This is a genomic window from Clavibacter michiganensis, from assembly GCF_016907085.1.
GTDB classification, from domain to species: Bacteria; Actinomycetota; Actinomycetes; order Actinomycetales; family Microbacteriaceae; genus Clavibacter; species Clavibacter michiganensis_O.
On the sequence record NZ_JAFBBJ010000001.1, the window covers coordinates 2,620,956 to 2,636,472 of the forward strand.

General features: G+C 73.5%; 17 protein-coding genes. 6 read left to right on the top strand and 11 right to left on the bottom strand.

Translation table 11 applies throughout. The features are described 5' to 3' along the window. The first annotated feature begins 104 nt into the window (after positions 1-104). Positions 105-923 carry an aquaporin Z gene (aqpZ, locus tag JOE38_RS12295; protein ID WP_204576542.1) on the top strand — a complete coding sequence of 273 codons (819 nt, stop codon included), beginning with the start codon at positions 105-107 and terminating at the stop codon, positions 921-923. A gap of 68 nt (positions 924-991) precedes the next feature. Then, positions 992-1,978 carry an Asp23/Gls24 family envelope stress response protein gene (locus tag JOE38_RS12300; RefSeq protein WP_204576543.1) on the top strand — a complete coding sequence of 329 codons (987 nt, stop codon included), beginning with the start codon at positions 992-994 and terminating at the stop codon, positions 1,976-1,978. Between the two features lie 50 nt (positions 1,979-2,028). Here JOE38_RS12300 and JOE38_RS12305 read toward each other — a convergent pair whose 3' ends face one another. The 6 genes from JOE38_RS12305 to JOE38_RS12330 all read right to left on the bottom strand — a co-directional run bounded on the left by JOE38_RS12305 (position 2,029) and on the right by JOE38_RS12330 (position 6,958). Further along, positions 2,029-2,472: a DUF805 domain-containing protein gene (locus JOE38_RS12305; protein WP_204576544.1), complete on the bottom strand. Its 444-nt coding sequence runs from the start codon at positions 2,470-2,472 to the stop codon at positions 2,029-2,031. Between the two features lie 66 nt (positions 2,473-2,538). Continuing rightward, a complete protein-coding gene (locus JOE38_RS12310) occupies positions 2,539-3,381 on the bottom strand; it encodes a hypothetical protein (RefSeq protein WP_204576545.1) in 843 nt (280 codons plus the stop codon). Continuing rightward, positions 3,359-4,426 (bottom strand): type IV toxin-antitoxin system AbiEi family antitoxin, encoded by a 1,068-nt coding sequence (locus tag JOE38_RS12315; RefSeq protein ID WP_204576546.1) that lies wholly within the window; start codon positions 4,424-4,426, stop codon positions 3,359-3,361. The genes JOE38_RS12310 and JOE38_RS12315 overlap by 23 nt, the downstream gene beginning before the upstream one ends. A 59-nt stretch (positions 4,427-4,485) precedes the next feature. After that, entirely contained in the window at positions 4,486-4,953 is a 468-nt protein-coding gene (locus tag JOE38_RS12320; protein ID WP_204576547.1) for a hypothetical protein, read from the bottom strand. Continuing rightward, on the bottom strand, positions 4,950-6,080 hold the full coding sequence (locus JOE38_RS12325) for an ABC transporter permease (RefSeq protein ID WP_204576548.1): 1,131 nt from the start codon (positions 6,078-6,080) through the stop codon (positions 4,950-4,952). The genes JOE38_RS12320 and JOE38_RS12325 overlap by 4 nt, the downstream gene beginning before the upstream one ends. Further along, on the bottom strand, positions 6,077-6,958 hold the full coding sequence (locus JOE38_RS12330; RefSeq protein ID WP_204576549.1) for an ABC transporter ATP-binding protein: 882 nt from the start codon (positions 6,956-6,958) through the stop codon (positions 6,077-6,079). Before JOE38_RS12330 ends, JOE38_RS12325 begins: the two co-directional genes overlap by 4 nt. A gap of 170 nt (positions 6,959-7,128) precedes the next feature. Between JOE38_RS12330 and JOE38_RS12335 the strand changes: the two genes are divergently transcribed. Then, the gene (locus JOE38_RS12335; protein WP_204576550.1) at positions 7,129-7,551 is read left to right on the top strand and encodes a hypothetical protein; all 423 of its coding nucleotides are present in this window, start codon (positions 7,129-7,131) and stop codon (positions 7,549-7,551) included. Here JOE38_RS12335 and JOE38_RS12340 read toward each other — a convergent pair. After that, positions 7,542-8,432 (bottom strand): SMP-30/gluconolactonase/LRE family protein, encoded by an 891-nt coding sequence (locus tag JOE38_RS12340; RefSeq protein ID WP_204576551.1) that lies wholly within the window; start codon positions 8,430-8,432, stop codon positions 7,542-7,544. The genes JOE38_RS12335 and JOE38_RS12340 overlap by 10 nt on opposite strands. Next, the gene (locus JOE38_RS12345) at positions 8,429-9,223 is read right to left on the bottom strand and encodes an SDR family NAD(P)-dependent oxidoreductase (RefSeq protein ID WP_204576552.1); all 795 of its coding nucleotides are present in this window, start codon (positions 9,221-9,223) and stop codon (positions 8,429-8,431) included. Before JOE38_RS12345 ends, JOE38_RS12340 begins: the two co-directional genes overlap by 4 nt. A 62-nt stretch (positions 9,224-9,285) precedes the next feature. Between JOE38_RS12345 and JOE38_RS12350 the strand changes: the two genes are divergently transcribed. Next, positions 9,286-10,059, top strand: coding sequence for an SDR family oxidoreductase (locus tag JOE38_RS12350; protein WP_204576553.1), 774 nt, complete (start codon positions 9,286-9,288; stop codon positions 10,057-10,059). Positions 10,060-10,069: 10 nt separating this feature from the next. On the opposite strand, the gene JOE38_RS12355 is transcribed toward JOE38_RS12350, so the two are convergent. Beyond that, positions 10,070-10,639: a TetR/AcrR family transcriptional regulator gene (locus JOE38_RS12355; protein ID WP_204576554.1), complete on the bottom strand. Its 570-nt coding sequence runs from the start codon at positions 10,637-10,639 to the stop codon at positions 10,070-10,072. Positions 10,640-10,749: 110 nt separating this feature from the next. Here JOE38_RS12355 and JOE38_RS12360 point away from each other — a divergent pair, with 110 nt between their 5' ends. Next, positions 10,750-11,415 (top strand): SDR family NAD(P)-dependent oxidoreductase, encoded by a 666-nt coding sequence (locus JOE38_RS12360; protein ID WP_204576555.1) that lies wholly within the window; start codon positions 10,750-10,752, stop codon positions 11,413-11,415. Between the two features lie 19 nt (positions 11,416-11,434). Here JOE38_RS12360 and JOE38_RS12365 read toward each other — a convergent pair whose 3' ends face one another. Beyond that, on the bottom strand, positions 11,435-12,175 hold the full coding sequence (locus tag JOE38_RS12365) for a response regulator (RefSeq protein WP_204576556.1): 741 nt from the start codon (positions 12,173-12,175) through the stop codon (positions 11,435-11,437). Further along, positions 12,172-13,611: a sensor histidine kinase gene (locus JOE38_RS12370; RefSeq protein ID WP_204576557.1), complete on the bottom strand. Its 1,440-nt coding sequence runs from the start codon at positions 13,609-13,611 to the stop codon at positions 12,172-12,174. The genes JOE38_RS12365 and JOE38_RS12370 overlap by 4 nt, the downstream gene beginning before the upstream one ends. A gap of 306 nt (positions 13,612-13,917) precedes the next feature. Here JOE38_RS12370 and JOE38_RS12375 point away from each other — a divergent pair, with 306 nt between their 5' ends. Continuing rightward, complete coding sequence (locus tag JOE38_RS12375) at positions 13,918-15,510, top strand: MFS transporter (protein ID WP_204576558.1); 1,593 nt, start codon at positions 13,918-13,920, stop codon at positions 15,508-15,510. The last annotated feature ends 7 nt before the right edge of the window (positions 15,511-15,517 follow it).

The window sequence follows — 15,517 nt, forward strand, 5'->3', positions numbered from 1 at the left end:
ACGGGACCGGGCACGACCCGGTCCCGTCGCCGCGTGCGGGGCATGCCGCCCCGCGCAACCGCATCACCGCCGCACCACCCGCAGCACCCAGAGGACACGAACCGATGAGCAAGTCGACCACCGCCGCGAAGGCTCCCCGCGACACCCCGGCCCAGGGCCGCGGGCAGAAGGCGGCATCCGCCGGCGACCGCCCGTCCACCGCCGCGCGCTGGGGCGCCGAGGCGTTCGGCACGTTCCTCCTCGTCTTCGGCGGCGTCGGCACCGCGCTCTACGCGTCCGCGTTCCCGGACGACGGCAACGCCACGGGCGTCGGCTTCCTGGGCGTCGCGCTCGCGTTCGGCCTCACGGTCATGGCGGGCGTCGCCGCGGTCGGCGGGATCTCCGGCGGCCACTTCAACCCGGCCGTCAGCGTCGGCCTCGCGTTCGCGGGCCGCATCGGCTGGCGCGAGGTGCCCGGCTACGTGGTCGCGCAGCTCGTCGGCGGGATCCTCGGATCCAGCGCCCTCGCGCTCATCGCCGCCGACGGCCCCGCCGGCTACCTCGCGGCCGCGCAGGACGCGGGCTTCGCGTCGAACGGATACGGCGAGGCCTCGCCCGGCGGCTTCGGCCTCGCGGCCGTGCTCCTCGTCGAGGTGATCCTCACCGCCGTCTTCGTGACCGTGATCCTCGCCGTCACCGGCCAGAAGGCGTACGCGGCCGTCGCGCCCCTCGTCATCGGGCTGACGCTCACCCTGATCCACCTCATCAGCATCCCGGTCAGCAACACCTCCGTGAACCCGGCCCGCTCCATCGCGGCCGCGGTCTACGGCGGGCCCGTCGCGCTCGGGCAGGTGTGGGCGTTCATCGTCGCGCCGCTGGTCGGCGCCGCGATCGCCGGGCTCGCGCACCGCGCGCTGACCCGCGCCGCCGACGTCCCCGCCTGATCCGCCCGCGCGGCACGCCGCCGCGCCCTCGCACCCATCCGCACCCGCACCACCGAAGGAGCACCGCCGTGAACGACGCCGCACCCGCCATCCGACCCATCGACCTGACCGGCATCGACGCCGCGCACCCGGAGGGGGAGACGGCCGCGCACCGCATCGGCGTCGCCGCGGCGGAGACCGCCGCGGGCGTCACGGGCGTGCACCACCTCGGCGGCTCGGCCGCGCGGGCGCTCGACGCGGCGTCGCGGGCGATCCGCGGCACGAGCACCGGACCCGGCGTCACGGTCTCCGAGGAGGCCGGCGGCACCGTGATCGACATCGACCTCGTGGTCGAGTACCCGACGCCCGTGCAGGACGTCGTCGACGAGACGCGCGAGCAGGTGGGGCGTGCCGCACGGCAGATCGCGCCCGGCGCCGTCCGCGTGAACATCCGCGTGACCGACGTGCACGGCCCGTTCGACGACGAGCAGTCGCCCGCGGGCGCCGCGCTCGAGAAGGCGAAGGACGCCGGATCGGACGCGCTCGAGAAGGCGAAGGCGGCCGGGTCCGAGGGGCTCGAGAAGGCGAAGGCCGCGGGAGCCGAGGGGCTCGACAGGGCGAAGGCCGCGGGAGCCGAGGCCGCCGACCGCGCCCGCGACGCCGGCGACCGGATCCAGGACGCGTCCGCCGACGCCGCCGACCGCGCGCAGGACGCCGGATCGCGCGCCGCGGACACCGCGAAGGAGATCGGCTCCGAGGTGGCCGACCGCGCGAAGGCCGCGGGCGCCGTGCTCGCCGACTCCGCGAAGGCGGACGTCGAGGAGACCCGCGAGGCGGCCGAGGAGCGCGACGAGCGCGCGGCCGCCGACGATGCCGACGACGCGGCCGACTTCGACACGTACGCGACGCATGCCGGATCCGCACCCGAGGTCACCGTGGTCGTCGACGGGCACGGTGACGGCACCACCCGCGTGGAGGTCGACGGCCCCGCCACGGTGGAGGTCCAGGGCGACCGCGTCGAGGTCGGCGGCAAGGCCGCATCCCGCGACGACGACGAGGCTGCCGACCGCTCCTAGCGCTCGGCGGGCCGGCCCGCGCCGATGGCCGGATCCGGGGACCCGCGGCGTCAGTCGAACCGCGCCCCGCCCGGCCGTGACCGCCCCGCGGTCATGACCACGTAGACGATCGTCCCGAGGACCGGGATGAAGTTGATGAACGTCCACGCGCCGCTGCGGTCGACGTCGTGCAGCCGCCGCCAGGAGACGGCCAGCGACGGGATGAAGACCGCCAGCTGGAGCACGGAGAGCACGGCGCTCCAGGGGTCGATGATGGTCACGGCGTCGAAGGACCCGAGCGACTCGCGGCTGTCGGCGTTCAGGCTGCTGAGGGTCCGGAGCGCGGACGAGACGACGAACCCCGTGAGCGCCCACCACCAGAACTCGCTCCGGCTGGCGCGCCCGCGGAAGGTCGCGTACTTGAGGAAGAACCTCCGCATCGCCTCCTGCCACGACGCGCCGTACAGCGGCAGCTCGAGGTGCGTGCGGCATCCTGGCGGCGTCGCGTCGGTCATGCGTCGACCGTACGCGGGCCCGGCCGGTTCGCGCGCTCGGTCAGGCACCGGGATCCGGCGGGGAGGTCACGCGACCCCGCCGTCTCCGGGGAGGGACAAGCCCCTGGTCAGCCAATCGAGGAGGCGCCTCGACCGTGCAGGATCGCCGGACCAGGGCTGTCGCGGGCCCGTCGAGAATGCGCGGGCGAGCGCGTCCATGTCGGTCCTGCGCCAGCGCTCCCGGAGGTCGTCCCGGTCCTGCTGCGACAGGGTGGCCGCAGCGTCCGCGCCGAGGAAGGCGGCGATCACGAGTTCGAGGTCACCGTCCGCCTCGAGGACGAGCGCGTCGCGCTCCCATGCCCGTGCCGTGACGCTCTGGTCGGCGACGTACCAGCCGAGGGCGACGGACAGGTCATATGCGTCCCTGTGCTCGTATCCGGGCGACCGCTCCATCCATGCGCTCATCTTCATCACCACGTAGGCCTCGACGCGGGGAAGCCGGACTACGGCTCCGCTCGGCAGGGGAAGCGGCCAGGCGAGGCGGAGCGCGTCGGCGAAGCCGAAGACCACCAGGTCCTCGTCGCCGCGCGCACGCGGCCTCGTCACGCCGCGAGGGTCCTCGACCTCGCCGAACGGGACGACGTCCACGGGCATGCCCGCGATGAGGAACCGGATGCCGCTGTCACCGGTCCGCGCGAACGTCTCCTCGATGCGCGCGTACACAGCCCAGTCCTCGACGGCGATCCCGATGTCCACGTCGGTGGTGCCACGGAGCGAGGTGTCGTGTCCGCGCGCGGAGTGGAGGATGTCCCGTGCCTCGGCGCCGATGAGGAGCACGGAACCCGCATCGACCTCGGTGACGCGGAGCACCTCCGAGACGACCGCATCCACCAGGGCGAGTCGGTCGTCATCGACTCGCGTGAAGTCCACGGTCCGCCTTCCGCATGTCCTCGGCCACCCCGCGTTGCCTGCTGTCCCCGGAGGCGACGAGGTCCGCGAAGACGAGGAGCGGCGGCGCGTCGCGGACGCCGGGTGGAACGGGCGCTTCGGCCGTCTCGGGTTCCGTCCAGAACATCTCGCGGACCAGGACGTTCGGCTCACGATCCGACCGCCAGCGGTTCCGGAGCGCGAGCAGCCTCACGTCCTCGTCGGTGTACACGACCGCAGTATTGCCGCGGAGGCCGGGAGCGGCCATCTCGCCGCTCACGCGCACGGAGCTGCTCGCGGTCGCCTGCATGTCCATGCGCTCCGCGTGGTAGCCACGAGTCCGGCCCGGGGACCCGAGCCCGAGAGGGAAGGCGGCGACCCATCTGTCGATCAGCTCGGGCACCCGATCCAGGTGGTGTTCCGGCCACGTCCGCACATAGCCCTCCCGCTCCAGGAGCTTCATCGTGTCCTGCGTCAGCCCTACTGAGACATGGGACGCTGCGGCGATCCGTCGGATGGGAGCGCTCACCAGCTCGGGCCAGGAGATCAGGGCGAAGATCACCTGCGCACGGCGGGAGCTGAACAGGTTCGACTGCGTCGCGTCGCTTCCGCGCGGCCCGATCGGCTTCTCGGGGGTCCGTCCCCGGACGTCGACGACCACGCCGGGGAGGCGGAGCCACGCATTGCCCGCGGCGTCGAGGTGGTGGATGCCCACCTCGCGCAGGATCGCAGCGCCGCGGCCGGAGACGTGCGGTCCGACGAGCAGCAGTCGCCCCGCCGTGACGGCATCGGGGGCTGCTCGAACTGCCGCGGCGTGTGTCATGCGTTCGGCCCACATCACCTCGAGGGCGGCGATGGCCGTGCCGTTCGCGTGGGAGAGGACCGCGGCACCGGGGACGCCGTCCTCGAGGTCGGACAGCAGCGGTCCTTCCTCGGGATGGCGGCCGCGTCGATCCAGCCGGAGGCCGTGATCATCAAGCCATCGCGCGATGAGCTGCAACGGTGCCGCGCCGTGCTCTGCGTTCAGTTTCTGCATGCGTTCGATCATACTGAACGCCATGTGAAAGTGAACAAACTCCCGTCACGCGCTCTCGCCGCGCTGCCGCGTCACGCCACCGTGAGCCCCAGCACCGCGAGCGCCCCGAAGGCGACGCCCCAGACGGCGATGGCGATCGTCTCCCAGATCAGCACCGCCCGCGGGCGGGCGCCGAAGGAGACCATCGCGGCCGACGTGAAGTGCGTGGGCACCAGGAGCGGGCCGAGGAGGCTGACGCCCGGCACGCCGTAGCGGTCGAACGTGCGGCGGATCTTGGCACGCCGGGGCGTCTCCTCCTTCGTGCTGTCGCGCGTGATCCGGTTGCGCGTGCGCGACGCGACCAGCACGATCAGCGCCACGACGGCGACGTTGCCGACCACCGCCGCGAGCACCGCGATCGCGACGTGCTGGCCGCTGATCACGCCCACCACGGCCGCGAACTCGACCTCGAGGAACGGGATCATCGCGGTGACCATGACCCCGAACCAGCGGAGCAGCTCCGGCAGGCCGCTCGTGAAGTCCTGCAGCGCGTCGATCATCCCTTCAGCGCGTCCTTCAGCTTCACGCGGGATCCGGTGCGCAGGAGCGAGTTGCTGTAGATGCGGGATCCCAGGGCGACCACCACGGCGGTCGTCGCGATGAGCACGGCGAGCGACACCAGCGGCTCCCACCACTGGGCCTCGCCGAGGAACAGGCGCATCGGCATCCCGACCGGGGCCGAGAACGGCACGTACGACATGACCGTCATCACCACGGGGTTGTCGTTGAAGAAGATGACCGCGAAGTACGGGATCATCACGAGGTACGTGACCGGAGCCGTGACGGCGCCCACGTCCTCCTGGCGGGAGACGAGCGAGGCCGCCGTCGCGAAGAGCGACGCGAGCAGCACGAACCCGAACAGGAAGAACACGACGAACCAGATCACCGCGGGGCCGACGATCGCGAGCAGCGCGGTCTGCTCGGTCACGAGGAGGCCGACGCCGGACATCAGGGCGATGAGGGCGATCTGCGTGAACGCCAGGATGCTGTTGCCGAGCACCTTGCCGGCGAGCAGCGCCCGCACGGGGATGGTCGACATGAGCAGCTCGACCACCCGCGTCTGCTTCTCCTCGACCACGCTCTGGGCGATGATCTGCCCGAACGTCAGCGCGGAGATGAAGAACACCACGCCGAACGCGATCGCGACGAGGTAGGCGATGGCGGGGTCCGTGGTCGGCTCGTCGAGGAGCTCGACGCGCGGGGTGTCGGTGAGCGCGCTCACCACGCCGTCGGGCGCGGAGGTGTCGCCGATCACGAGTACGGCGCCGTCGGAGTCCGCCTGGGTGTCGGGGACGACCGCCGCGTCCACCTCGCCGTCGCGCACCATCGCCCGCGCGTCCTCGACGCTGTCGGCGGGCACGCCCTCGAGCGACGCGGCGCCCGAGACGGCCTGCTGGGCGGAGCCGACCACGGCGACGCGCGTGGTGTCGCCGTTCCCCGGGCCGCCGTTCGCGGTGAGGAAGCCGCTCACGATGATGGAGGCGAGGATCCCGACGAGCAGGATCCCCGTGCTGATGAGGAACGACTTGCTGCGCAGGCGCATGCGCACCTCGCGGCCCGTCACGAGCAGCGTGGACTGGGCGAACGTCGGGGCGGTGCCCCGTCGGCTCGCGGTGGTGGTGCTCACTGGACGACCTCCTGGAAGATCTCGCTGAGGGTGGGGCGGCGACGGGTGAAGCCCGTGACGGATCCGCGGGAGACGGCCTCGGCGAGCACGCGCTGCCGCGCCTCCTCCTCGGCCTCGAAGAGCACGTAGCCGCCGTCGAACTCGACGACCTCGACACCGGGCACGTCGCGCACCCAGCCGCCGTCGCCCGCGATCTGCAGCTCCGTGAGGGGGCGGCTGTGCTGGTCGCGCAGCTCCTCGCGGTCGCCGGATGCCCGGATCCGGCCCTCGGCGATGACGACCACGTCGTCGCAGAGGCGCTCCACGATGTCGAGCTGGTGCGAGGAGAAGAGCACGGGCACGCCCTGGGCAGCCCGCTCGGTGAGGACGCCCAGGACGGTCTCGACCGCGATCGGGTCGAGGCCCGAGAACGGCTCGTCGAGCACGAGCACCTCGGGGTCGTGCACGAGGCTCGCCGCGATCTGCGCCCGCTGCTGGTTGCCGAGCGACAGCGACTCGATGGGGTCGTTCCGGCGCTCGCCGAGGCTGAGCCGCTCGAGCAGGCGCTCGGTGCTGGCGGTCGCGTCAGCGGCGCTCATGCCGTGGAGGCGGCCGAGGTAGACGATCTGCTCCTGCAGCTTCATCTTCGGGTAGAGGCCGCGCTCCTCGGGCATGTAGCCGAAGGTGCGGCGGCTGGAGGTGCCGAGGTCGCTGCCGTTCAGCGATACAGCGCCGGAGTCGGCGGTGAGCACGCCGAGCATGATCCGCATGGTGGTGGTCTTGCCGGCGCCGTTGCCGCCGACGAAGCCGGTCAGCCTCCCCGGCCGCACGGCGAAGGACACGTCGTCGAGGACGCGGCGGTCCCCGAACGATCGCGTGACGTTCTGGACTTCGAGCACGAATGGCCTCCTCGGTGGGCACGGGTGATCCGTGCTGCTCACGCTAGGTGCGGGGGCGCGCGGGGGAGTCCGCCGTGAGGGGGAACCGGGTGGGGGATGGGGGCGCGGCCTCGGCGGAATGGGGCGCGGCCGGCGGGGATCCGCGCGGTCGGCTCTCCTAGGGTCGGATCATGCGCAGCGCCACCGTCGTCCAGGCCGTCGCCGACGGGATCGGCGCGGCGGGCTTCGTGCTCTTCGCGTCGATCGCCACCGGCATCGGCACCGCGCCGCTCGCGCTCTCCGGGCTCGGCCTGTCGGCGCTGTCGGTGCTCGTCCGGGTCGTCGCGGTCGCCCGGGTGCGCCGCGGCCTCGACCGCGTGACCACGGCGCGGCGTTCGTGGCGGCGGTGGATCCACGCGCTGTGGCTCGTGCAGGGCCTCGCCTTCGTCGCGGGGCTCGTGCTCGCGCACTCGTCCCTCGGTGCCGTCATGGCCGCCGTGCTCGCCGGGGTCGTGGTAGCCGTCGCGTCGGCCGCGCTCGTCGGGGGAGCCGCCCGCCGTGCCGGACGCGGATCCGGCTTCGTCGACTCCGCCTCGATCACCGCCTACGCGTAGGCGCTCGCCGCCGGGCCCGCGACGCCCGGCCGAACAGCGAACAGCGTGCCCGCGCGCGGATGGCGGGCCGAGTCCTCGGGCGTGTAGCCCTCCTGCGAGGTGGTGATGACGAGCACGTCGCGGTCGGGGCCCACGAACGCGCAGCTGGAGACCTGGGGCGCGTCGACGCGCACCGAACCGACGTGCTCGCCGGTCGGGGAGTAGCGGCGAACCTCGCTGCCGCCCCAGAGCGCGACCCAGATGGAGCCCTCGTCGTCGACGCACATGCCGTCGGGGTGGCCGTCGGCGGGGTCGATCTCGACCACCACCTCGGGATCCGTCAGCCCGCCCTCGTCGGTGACGCGGAAGCGCCGCACCTGCTGCGTGGGGGTGTCGATGTAGAGCATCTCGGCGCCGTCGGCCGAGAACGCGGTGCCGTTGGAGATGGTGACGCCCTCGAGGACGGTCGTCGCGCGGCCGCGGTCGAGCAGGTAGAGAGCGCCCGCGCCGGGCGTCTTGTCGAAGGCCATGGATCCCGCCCAGAGGCGGCCGCGCGGATCCACCTCGCCGTCGTTCATGCGGCGCCGGATGCCGTCAGCCGGCAGCACGTCGGCCAGGGGGATCAGCTCGCCCTCCGCCGTGAGGCGGACGAAGCCGTCGCGGGCGGCGAGCACGTGGCCGCCGTCCGCGTGCCGGACGACCGCGCCGACCGGCCCGCCGACGTGCGTCTCCGTGACGGGCCCGACCGCGAGCGTGACCGGATCGAGCGTGGCCTCGCGCACGATGCCGACGTACTGGTCGGCCCAGAGGAGGGTGCCGCGCGCGGCGTCCCACAGCGGTGCCTCGGCGTGCTCGGAGCGGACCGTGTCGAGCGGCACGGCGTCCCAGACGGTGACGCTCATCGGGCGCCGTCCCGCGGCCCGCGCTCCGGCGCGCCATCGCCCTCGTACGCGCGCTGCGGCATCTGCGTCGCGAGCTTGCCGCCGCTGACGTCGACGAGCGTGCCCGTGATGTAGCCGGCGCGGTCGCTCGCGAGGAACACGAGCAGGTCGGCCACGTCGTCGGGCCGCTCCCACCGGCGGATGCTGAGGGTGTCGAGCAGGCGGTCCTGCGCGGGCTCCGGCATCTCGGCGAAGCCGTTCATGGCCGTGGGGATCATGCCGGGCGCATACGCGTTGACGGTGATGCCCCACGGCCCGAGCTCGCTCGCGAGCACGCGCGTGAACTGCACGACCGCCGCCTTCGACGCGCCGTAGGCGGCCGCCCCGACGCTCGGGATGACGGCCGCGAACGACGCCGCGTTGATGATGCGCCCGCCTCCCGCCGCCTTCATGGCCGGGATGACGGCCTGCGAGAGCAGGAACACGCCGCCGACGTTGACGTCGAACGCGGCCTGGAAGCGCGCGGGATCCAGCGTCTCGACCGACCCCTCGACGTTGATCCCGGCGTTGTTCACGAGCACGTCCACCCGGCCGGCCGTCGCGACCACCTGCGCGACCGCGGCCTGCACGGACGCCGGGTCGGTGACGTCGGCGACGATCGCGGTGATCCCCTCCGGCAGCGCGTCGCGGAAGCGGAGGTCGAGCCCGAAGACCCGGCACCCCTCCTCCTGGAAGCGCTCGGCGATGGCCCGGCCGATGCCCTGGGCGGCACCGGAGACGACGACGACCCTGTCGCGGAGGTCGATGAGCATGCGTGTTCCCCACAGTCCTAATAGCGTTTCCCTCAACGTAGGGGTGACCGAGGGAGACCGCCATGTCCGCAGCACGGGCGCACGACGACCACGACGGCGACGCGCCTGGGGAGGGATCGGCGAGCCCGCGGACGCTGTGGATCAGCGGCGCGGGATCCGGCGTGGGCCGCGCGACCGCCGTCGCCGCGGCCCGCGACGGCTGGCGGCTCGTGCTCTCGGGCCGGCGCCGGGAGGCGCTCGAGGAGACGCGCGCGCTCGTCGACGACCTCGGATCCACCGCGGTCGTCGCGCCGCTCGACGTGACCGACGACGCCGCGCTCGCCGCCGTGGTGGCGGGCCTCGATCGGCTCGACGGCGTCGTGGTCGCCGCCGGCCTCAACGCCCCGCGCCGCTCGTGGGCCGAGCAGGACGTCGCCGACTTCGACCGCATCGTCGCGACCAACCTCACCGGCCCCGCGCACCAGGTCGCGGCCGCGCTCCCGCTGCTGCGCGCGTCCGGCGGCACGGTCGTGCTCGTCTCCTCCTACGCCGCGTGGACGCACTCGCCGGGCGCCGGCGTCGCCTACAGCGCCTCGAAGACCGCGCTCGGGGCGCTGGTGCGCGACCTCAACGCGCAGGAGGCGGGCAGCGGGATCCGCGCCACGCACCTCTGCCCCGGCACCATCGACAGCGACTTCCTCGCGCTCCGTCCCACTGTGCCCGACGCCGCCGAGCGCGCCGCGATGCTCGCGCCCGACGACGTGGCGCGCGCGGCGATGTTCGTGCTCGTCTCGCCGCCGCACGTGCGGATCGACGAGCTGGTGCTGTCCCCGATGTCGCAGCGCGGCGGGTTCTGACGCGGGCGGCTCACGCGGGCGCCCGCCACGCGGCGGCCAGGCTCCGGTCGATGACCCGTCTCCAGGCGTCCGGCGCCGCCGCGTCCCGGCTGGCGGTGCCGGCCAGCCAGATGATCGCCATGAGGTCGTCGTCGGTGAAGTCGTCCGACAGGGACCCGTCGTCGTGCGCCTCCTCGACGAGCCGACGCCCGAGCGCGAGGGAGCGATCGCAGGTGCTGATGAGCGCGGCGGCCTCGGGGAAGCGGCGGAGCATCGCGTCGTTGAGGGCGGGGTCCTCGAGCTGCAGGTCGACCATGCCGTGCACGAAGCGTTCGAGGCGTGCGCGCGGGGTGGGCTGCGCGTCGACGGACGCCTTGAGGGCCAGCAGCTTCTCGCCCGCGATGGTCGGGATCACCGCGTCGATGAGCGCCTCGCGGGAGCCGACGCGGTTGTAGAGCGTGCCGATGCTGACGCCCGCCGCCCGCGCGATGTCCTCCAGCGGCGCGCCGAGGCCGCGCGCGGTGAACGTCGTTAGGGCCGCCGCGTGCAGCTTCTCGACGTTGGCGCGCGCGTCGCGCCGCATGCTCCGCTGTTCGGTCATCGGGCTCCCTTAAGTTGAGGAATGCCTCAAGTCATGCGTACACTCGCACCTGAGGTCACCCTCAACTTACCGCTCACGCCGGCTGCGGCCGGCCAGGACGAAGGATCCCCATGCCCCTCATCACCATCGTCGGCGCAGGCGCCGGACTCGGCCTCGAGATCGCCCGCGCGTTCGGCCGCGAGGGCTTCGCCGTCGCGCTCGTCTCCCGCGATCAGGCCAAGCTCGACGGCCTCGCCGCCACCCTCGGCGCCGAGGGCGTCACCGCGCAGGGCTTCGCGGCCGACATCCGCGACGCCGCGAGCATCACCCGCGCGCTCGACGCGGTCGTCGCCGCGCTCGGCCCGATCGACGTGCTCGAGTTCTCCCCGGCCGACCCGTCCCTCGAGTCCGTCGACGTCCTCGAGGTGACACCTGCGAACCTGCAGCCGCAGATCGACTTCTACCTCGGCGGCGCCCTCACCGCGGTCGGCCACGTCCTGCCGGGCATGATCGAGGCCGGACGCGGCACCGTGCTCGTCACGACCGGCGGCGGATCCATCTCGCCCCTGCCGTTCCTCGGCAACGTCAACATCGCGGCCGCGGGCCTCCGCAACTGGACGCTCAACCTGCACGCCGCCCTCGCGCCGAAGGGCGTCTACGTCGCCCACGTCGGGATCACGGCCCTCATCGGCGGCGGGCACCCGGACGCGGCGCCCGAGGTCATCGCGCGCGAGTACACGCGACTGCACGCGGAGCGGACGGACGCCGAGCTGCACCACGTCGCCTACGACGCGTAGTCCTCGACAGCAGCGTGGCTCAGCTCGCGCCCGGCACGACGATGCCGCGCTCGTAGGCGAACACGACGGCCTGCACGCGGTCGCGCACGCCGAGCTTGAGCAGCAGGCGCGAGACGTGCGTCTTCACCGTGGCCTCGCCGAGGTAGAGGCGCTCGGCGATCTCCGCGTTCGCGAGGCCCTCGGCGAGGAGGCGCAGCACCTCGAGCTCGCGGTCGGTGAGGGTGGCGACGCGCGGGTCGGTGGGGATCGTCGGGGCGGGGAGCGGCGTCGCGGCGCCGTCGTCGGAGGCGCCGGATCCGCGGCCGAAGCGCTCGATGACCCGGCGGGTGACGTCGGGCGACAGCAGCGCGTCACCGCGCGCGATCACGTGGACGGCCTCCACGAGCGACTCCGGCGACGCGCTCTTCAGCACGAAGCCGCTCGCGCCCGCGTCGAGCGCGGTGAAGAGGTAGTCCTCGCGGTCGAACGTGGTGAGCATGAGGACGCCGGCCCGGATGGACGGGTCGGCGACGATGCGGCGCGTGGCCTCGAGCCCGTCGACGCGCGGCATCTGCACGTCCATGCAGATCACGTCAGGCGCGAGCGCGGCGGCCAGGCGCACGCCCTCCTCGCCGTCGGCGGCCTCGCCGACCACCTCGATGCCGTCCTCGCTCTCGAGGATCACGCGGAAGCCGGCGCGCACGAGCGCCTGGTCGTCGACGAGCAGGACGCGGACGGACGCGGGCGCGCCGGCGGTGGGGGCGATCGGGTCGGCGCTCATGCGCGGGTCTCCTCGGGTGCGGGTGCGGGTGCGGGCATGGACGCGGGGACGGATGCGGAGAGGGGCACGGGCATCGGCACGGGCGGCACGACGGGTGCACGCCCGGTCGGCACCGATGCCCGCACGAGGTACCCGCCGCGGGCCTTCGGGCCGATCTCGATGGATCCGCCGACCGCCGCCACGCGCTCCCGCATGCCGCGCTGGCCGAGACCGCCCGGCCCGTTCCGCACGGGACCCGCCGCCGCGGCCGCCGCGGCGCCCGCGGGCCCGCCGTCGCTCACCTCCACCTCGACGCGGCCGGCGAGGTAGCGCAGGCGGAGGTCGACGCGCGCGCCCGTCCCCGCGTGCTTGCGCACGTTAGTGAGCGACTCCTGCGCGACCCGGTAGACGATGAGGTCGACCGTCGGCGTGAGCGGCCGCGGGGTGCCGATGACGTCGAACGCGACCTGCAGGCCCGCGCCGCACGCGTCCGCGACGAGCTCGTGCAGCTGGTCGACGCCGCGGGTGGACGCGGTGCGGGTGGGGTCGGCGCCGGCGCGCTCGTCGGATCCCGCGCCGTCCTCCTCCTGCCGGAGCGCGACGAGCATGCGGTGCAGCTCCTCGATGGCGCTGCGCGCGTTGTCCTCCACGATGCCGAGCGATGCCGCCGCCTTGTCCGCGTCGCGGGCGAGGACGCGCCGCGCCGCGCCCGCGTGCACGCCCATCACCGACACGTGGTGGGCGACGACGTCGTGCAGCTCCCGCGCGATGCGCACCCGCTCGATCGTGACCGCCTGTTCCGCGACCCGCTCGCGCTCCGTCGCCAGCTCGGCGGTGCGCGTCTCGAGCGCGCAGCGATCCCGCGCCGAGGCCCAGGCGCGGTCGCCGAAGTACCAGGCGCCGCCGAAGTAGAGGAGGTTGGTGATGATCGTCACGAGGCCGGACGCGATCGGCGCGGGGATCCAGGAGTCGGCCGGGGCGTTCTTGAAGACGGAAGCGGTGATCGAGTAGAACCCCGAGGTCTGCAGCAGCGCGCTGAACAGCCACGCGAACATGCCGACGACGATCACGCCGCGCACGATGTTGGCCCGCAGGCGGTTCCTGCCCCAGGCGCCGAGCGAGTACATCGCGATGAACATGGCGATGTTCGAGAACAGCACCTCCGGGACGTACTGGTACGCGCCCACGACGAACGTCACGCCGATCACGAGCGTCACCGCCTCCGGCTGGAGGCGGCGGAAGGCGAGCGGGACGCACATCAGCATGAGCCAGGCGACGATGACCCAGATCGCGGGCCGCGAGGGGTACATGCCGAGCGCGTAGTACTGCATGACGCTGAACGCGGTGAGCACGAGCATCACGAGCGCGAGGATCACGTCGAACCGCAGCCCCGCGCGGTCGGGCCGCGGCCGCACCCAGAAGCGGTCGACGCTGTCGGGGGCGGGTGCGGCGCTCATCCGCCCACGGTATCGACGCGGGCCCCGCGGGCGCATCCGCCTGATGACGGAACGCCCGCCGGTGACGGGAGCCTGTGGCCGGACACCGGGATAGGCCGCACGGGTCAACCGGTGCCAGACTGACGGGACGGGCGCATCCGCCCGGCCGTCTCTCCCGCACCGCCGCGGATCCCCCTCCGTGCCCGCCGCCCGCCAGCACGAGAGGCGCCCGACCTCCGGTCCCGCGCCCTCGTCGCCCGCGCGTGCGCTCGCCGGACGGATCCGCTCGCACCACCGCCGACGCCCGCGCCGGCACGAAAGGACCCCATGTCCGACACCACCGCATCCGCCCGCCCGGCGCCCGGCGGCACCGGCGCGCCCGGCGACGCAGGCCGGCCCGCCGCCCCCGTCGTCTCGCGGCGCGCCTGGCAGGCGCTCATCGTGCTGCTCGCCGGCATGTTCATCGCGCTGCTCGACACCACCATCGTGAACGTGGCGCTGCCCACCATCCGCACGAGCCTCGACGCCTCCGAGTCGACGCTGAGCTGGATCATCTCCGGCTACGCGCTCGCGTTCGGCCTCGCGCTGATCCCCGCCGGCCGCCTCGGCGACCGCTACGGGCACAAGTGGGTCTTCGTGACGGGCATCGCGCTCTTCACGCTCGCCAGCCTCGCGTGCGGTGTGGCTCAGGACGACCTCCAGCTCGTGATCGCGCGCGTGGTGCAGGGGCTCGCGGGCGGACTGTTCGTGCCTGCGGTGACCGCCTTCATCCAGCTGCTGTTCCCGCCGCAGGCGCGCGGCAAGGCGTTCGCCATCATGGGCGCCGTCATCGGCGTCTCGTCCGCGCTCGGCCCGATCGTGGGAGGCCTCATCATCCAGGCCGCCGGGGAGGAGTCGGGCTGGCGCCTGGTCTTCTTCGTGAACCTGCCCGTGGGCCTCGCGACCGTCATCGCCGCGATCTTCCTGCTCCCGAGCCGCCAGGTGGCCGAGGAGGTCGCGGGCGACGTGCGCGCGCAGTCCGGGCAGCGCGCGGGCACGAAGCAGGGCGCGGCCGCGCCCGCCACGGCCCCCGCCCCCTCGGGCGTCGACCTCGTCGGCATCCTCCTCGTGAGCGCCGGCCTCGTCGCGCTGCTCGTGCCGCTCATCGACGGCCAGGACCAGGGCTGGCCGCTCTGGACCTACCTCTCCCTCGCGGGCGGCGTCGTGCTCCTCGCGCTCTTCGGCGCGTGGGAGGTCATGCAGACCCGGCGCTCGAAGGGCGTCCTCGTGCCGCCGCACCTGTTCACGCACCCGGCGTTCACGGGCGGCGTGATCCTCGCGATGGTGTACTTCGCCGCCTTCACGAGCATCTTCTTCACGATCTCGATCCTGTGGCAGTCGGGCCTCGGCAACTCGGCGCTCGAGTCCGGCCTCGTCTCGATCCCGTTCGCGATCGGGAGCATCGTCGGCTCCTCGCAGAGCAACCGCCTCACGAACCGCCTCGGCCGCACCGTGCTCGTGATCGGCACGGCGCTCGTGAGCGTCGGCCTCATCTGGCTGTGGCTCGTGCTGCTCAACACCGCCGCGGCCGACCTGAACAGCTGGATGCTCCTCGTCCCGCTGCTGCTCGCGGGCATCGGCAACGGCCTCTTCATCGCCCCGAACGCGCAGTTCATCGTCGCGACGGTGGATCCGGCCGAGGCGGGTGCCGCGTCCGGTGTCATCGGCACCGTGCAGCGCGTCGGCTCGGCGGTCGGCATCGCGGTCATCGGCAGCGTGCTGTTCGCGGGCGTCGCGGGCGCCGGGATCCAGGGCCCGCAGATGGTGCCGCAGGCGTTCACGGACGCCTCGGCCTCGGCCATGGGCGTCAGCGCGATCTTCGCGGTCGTCGCCTTCGCGCTCGTGTTCGCGCTGCCGCGACGGGTGTCGCGCGGGCACTGACGCGCGT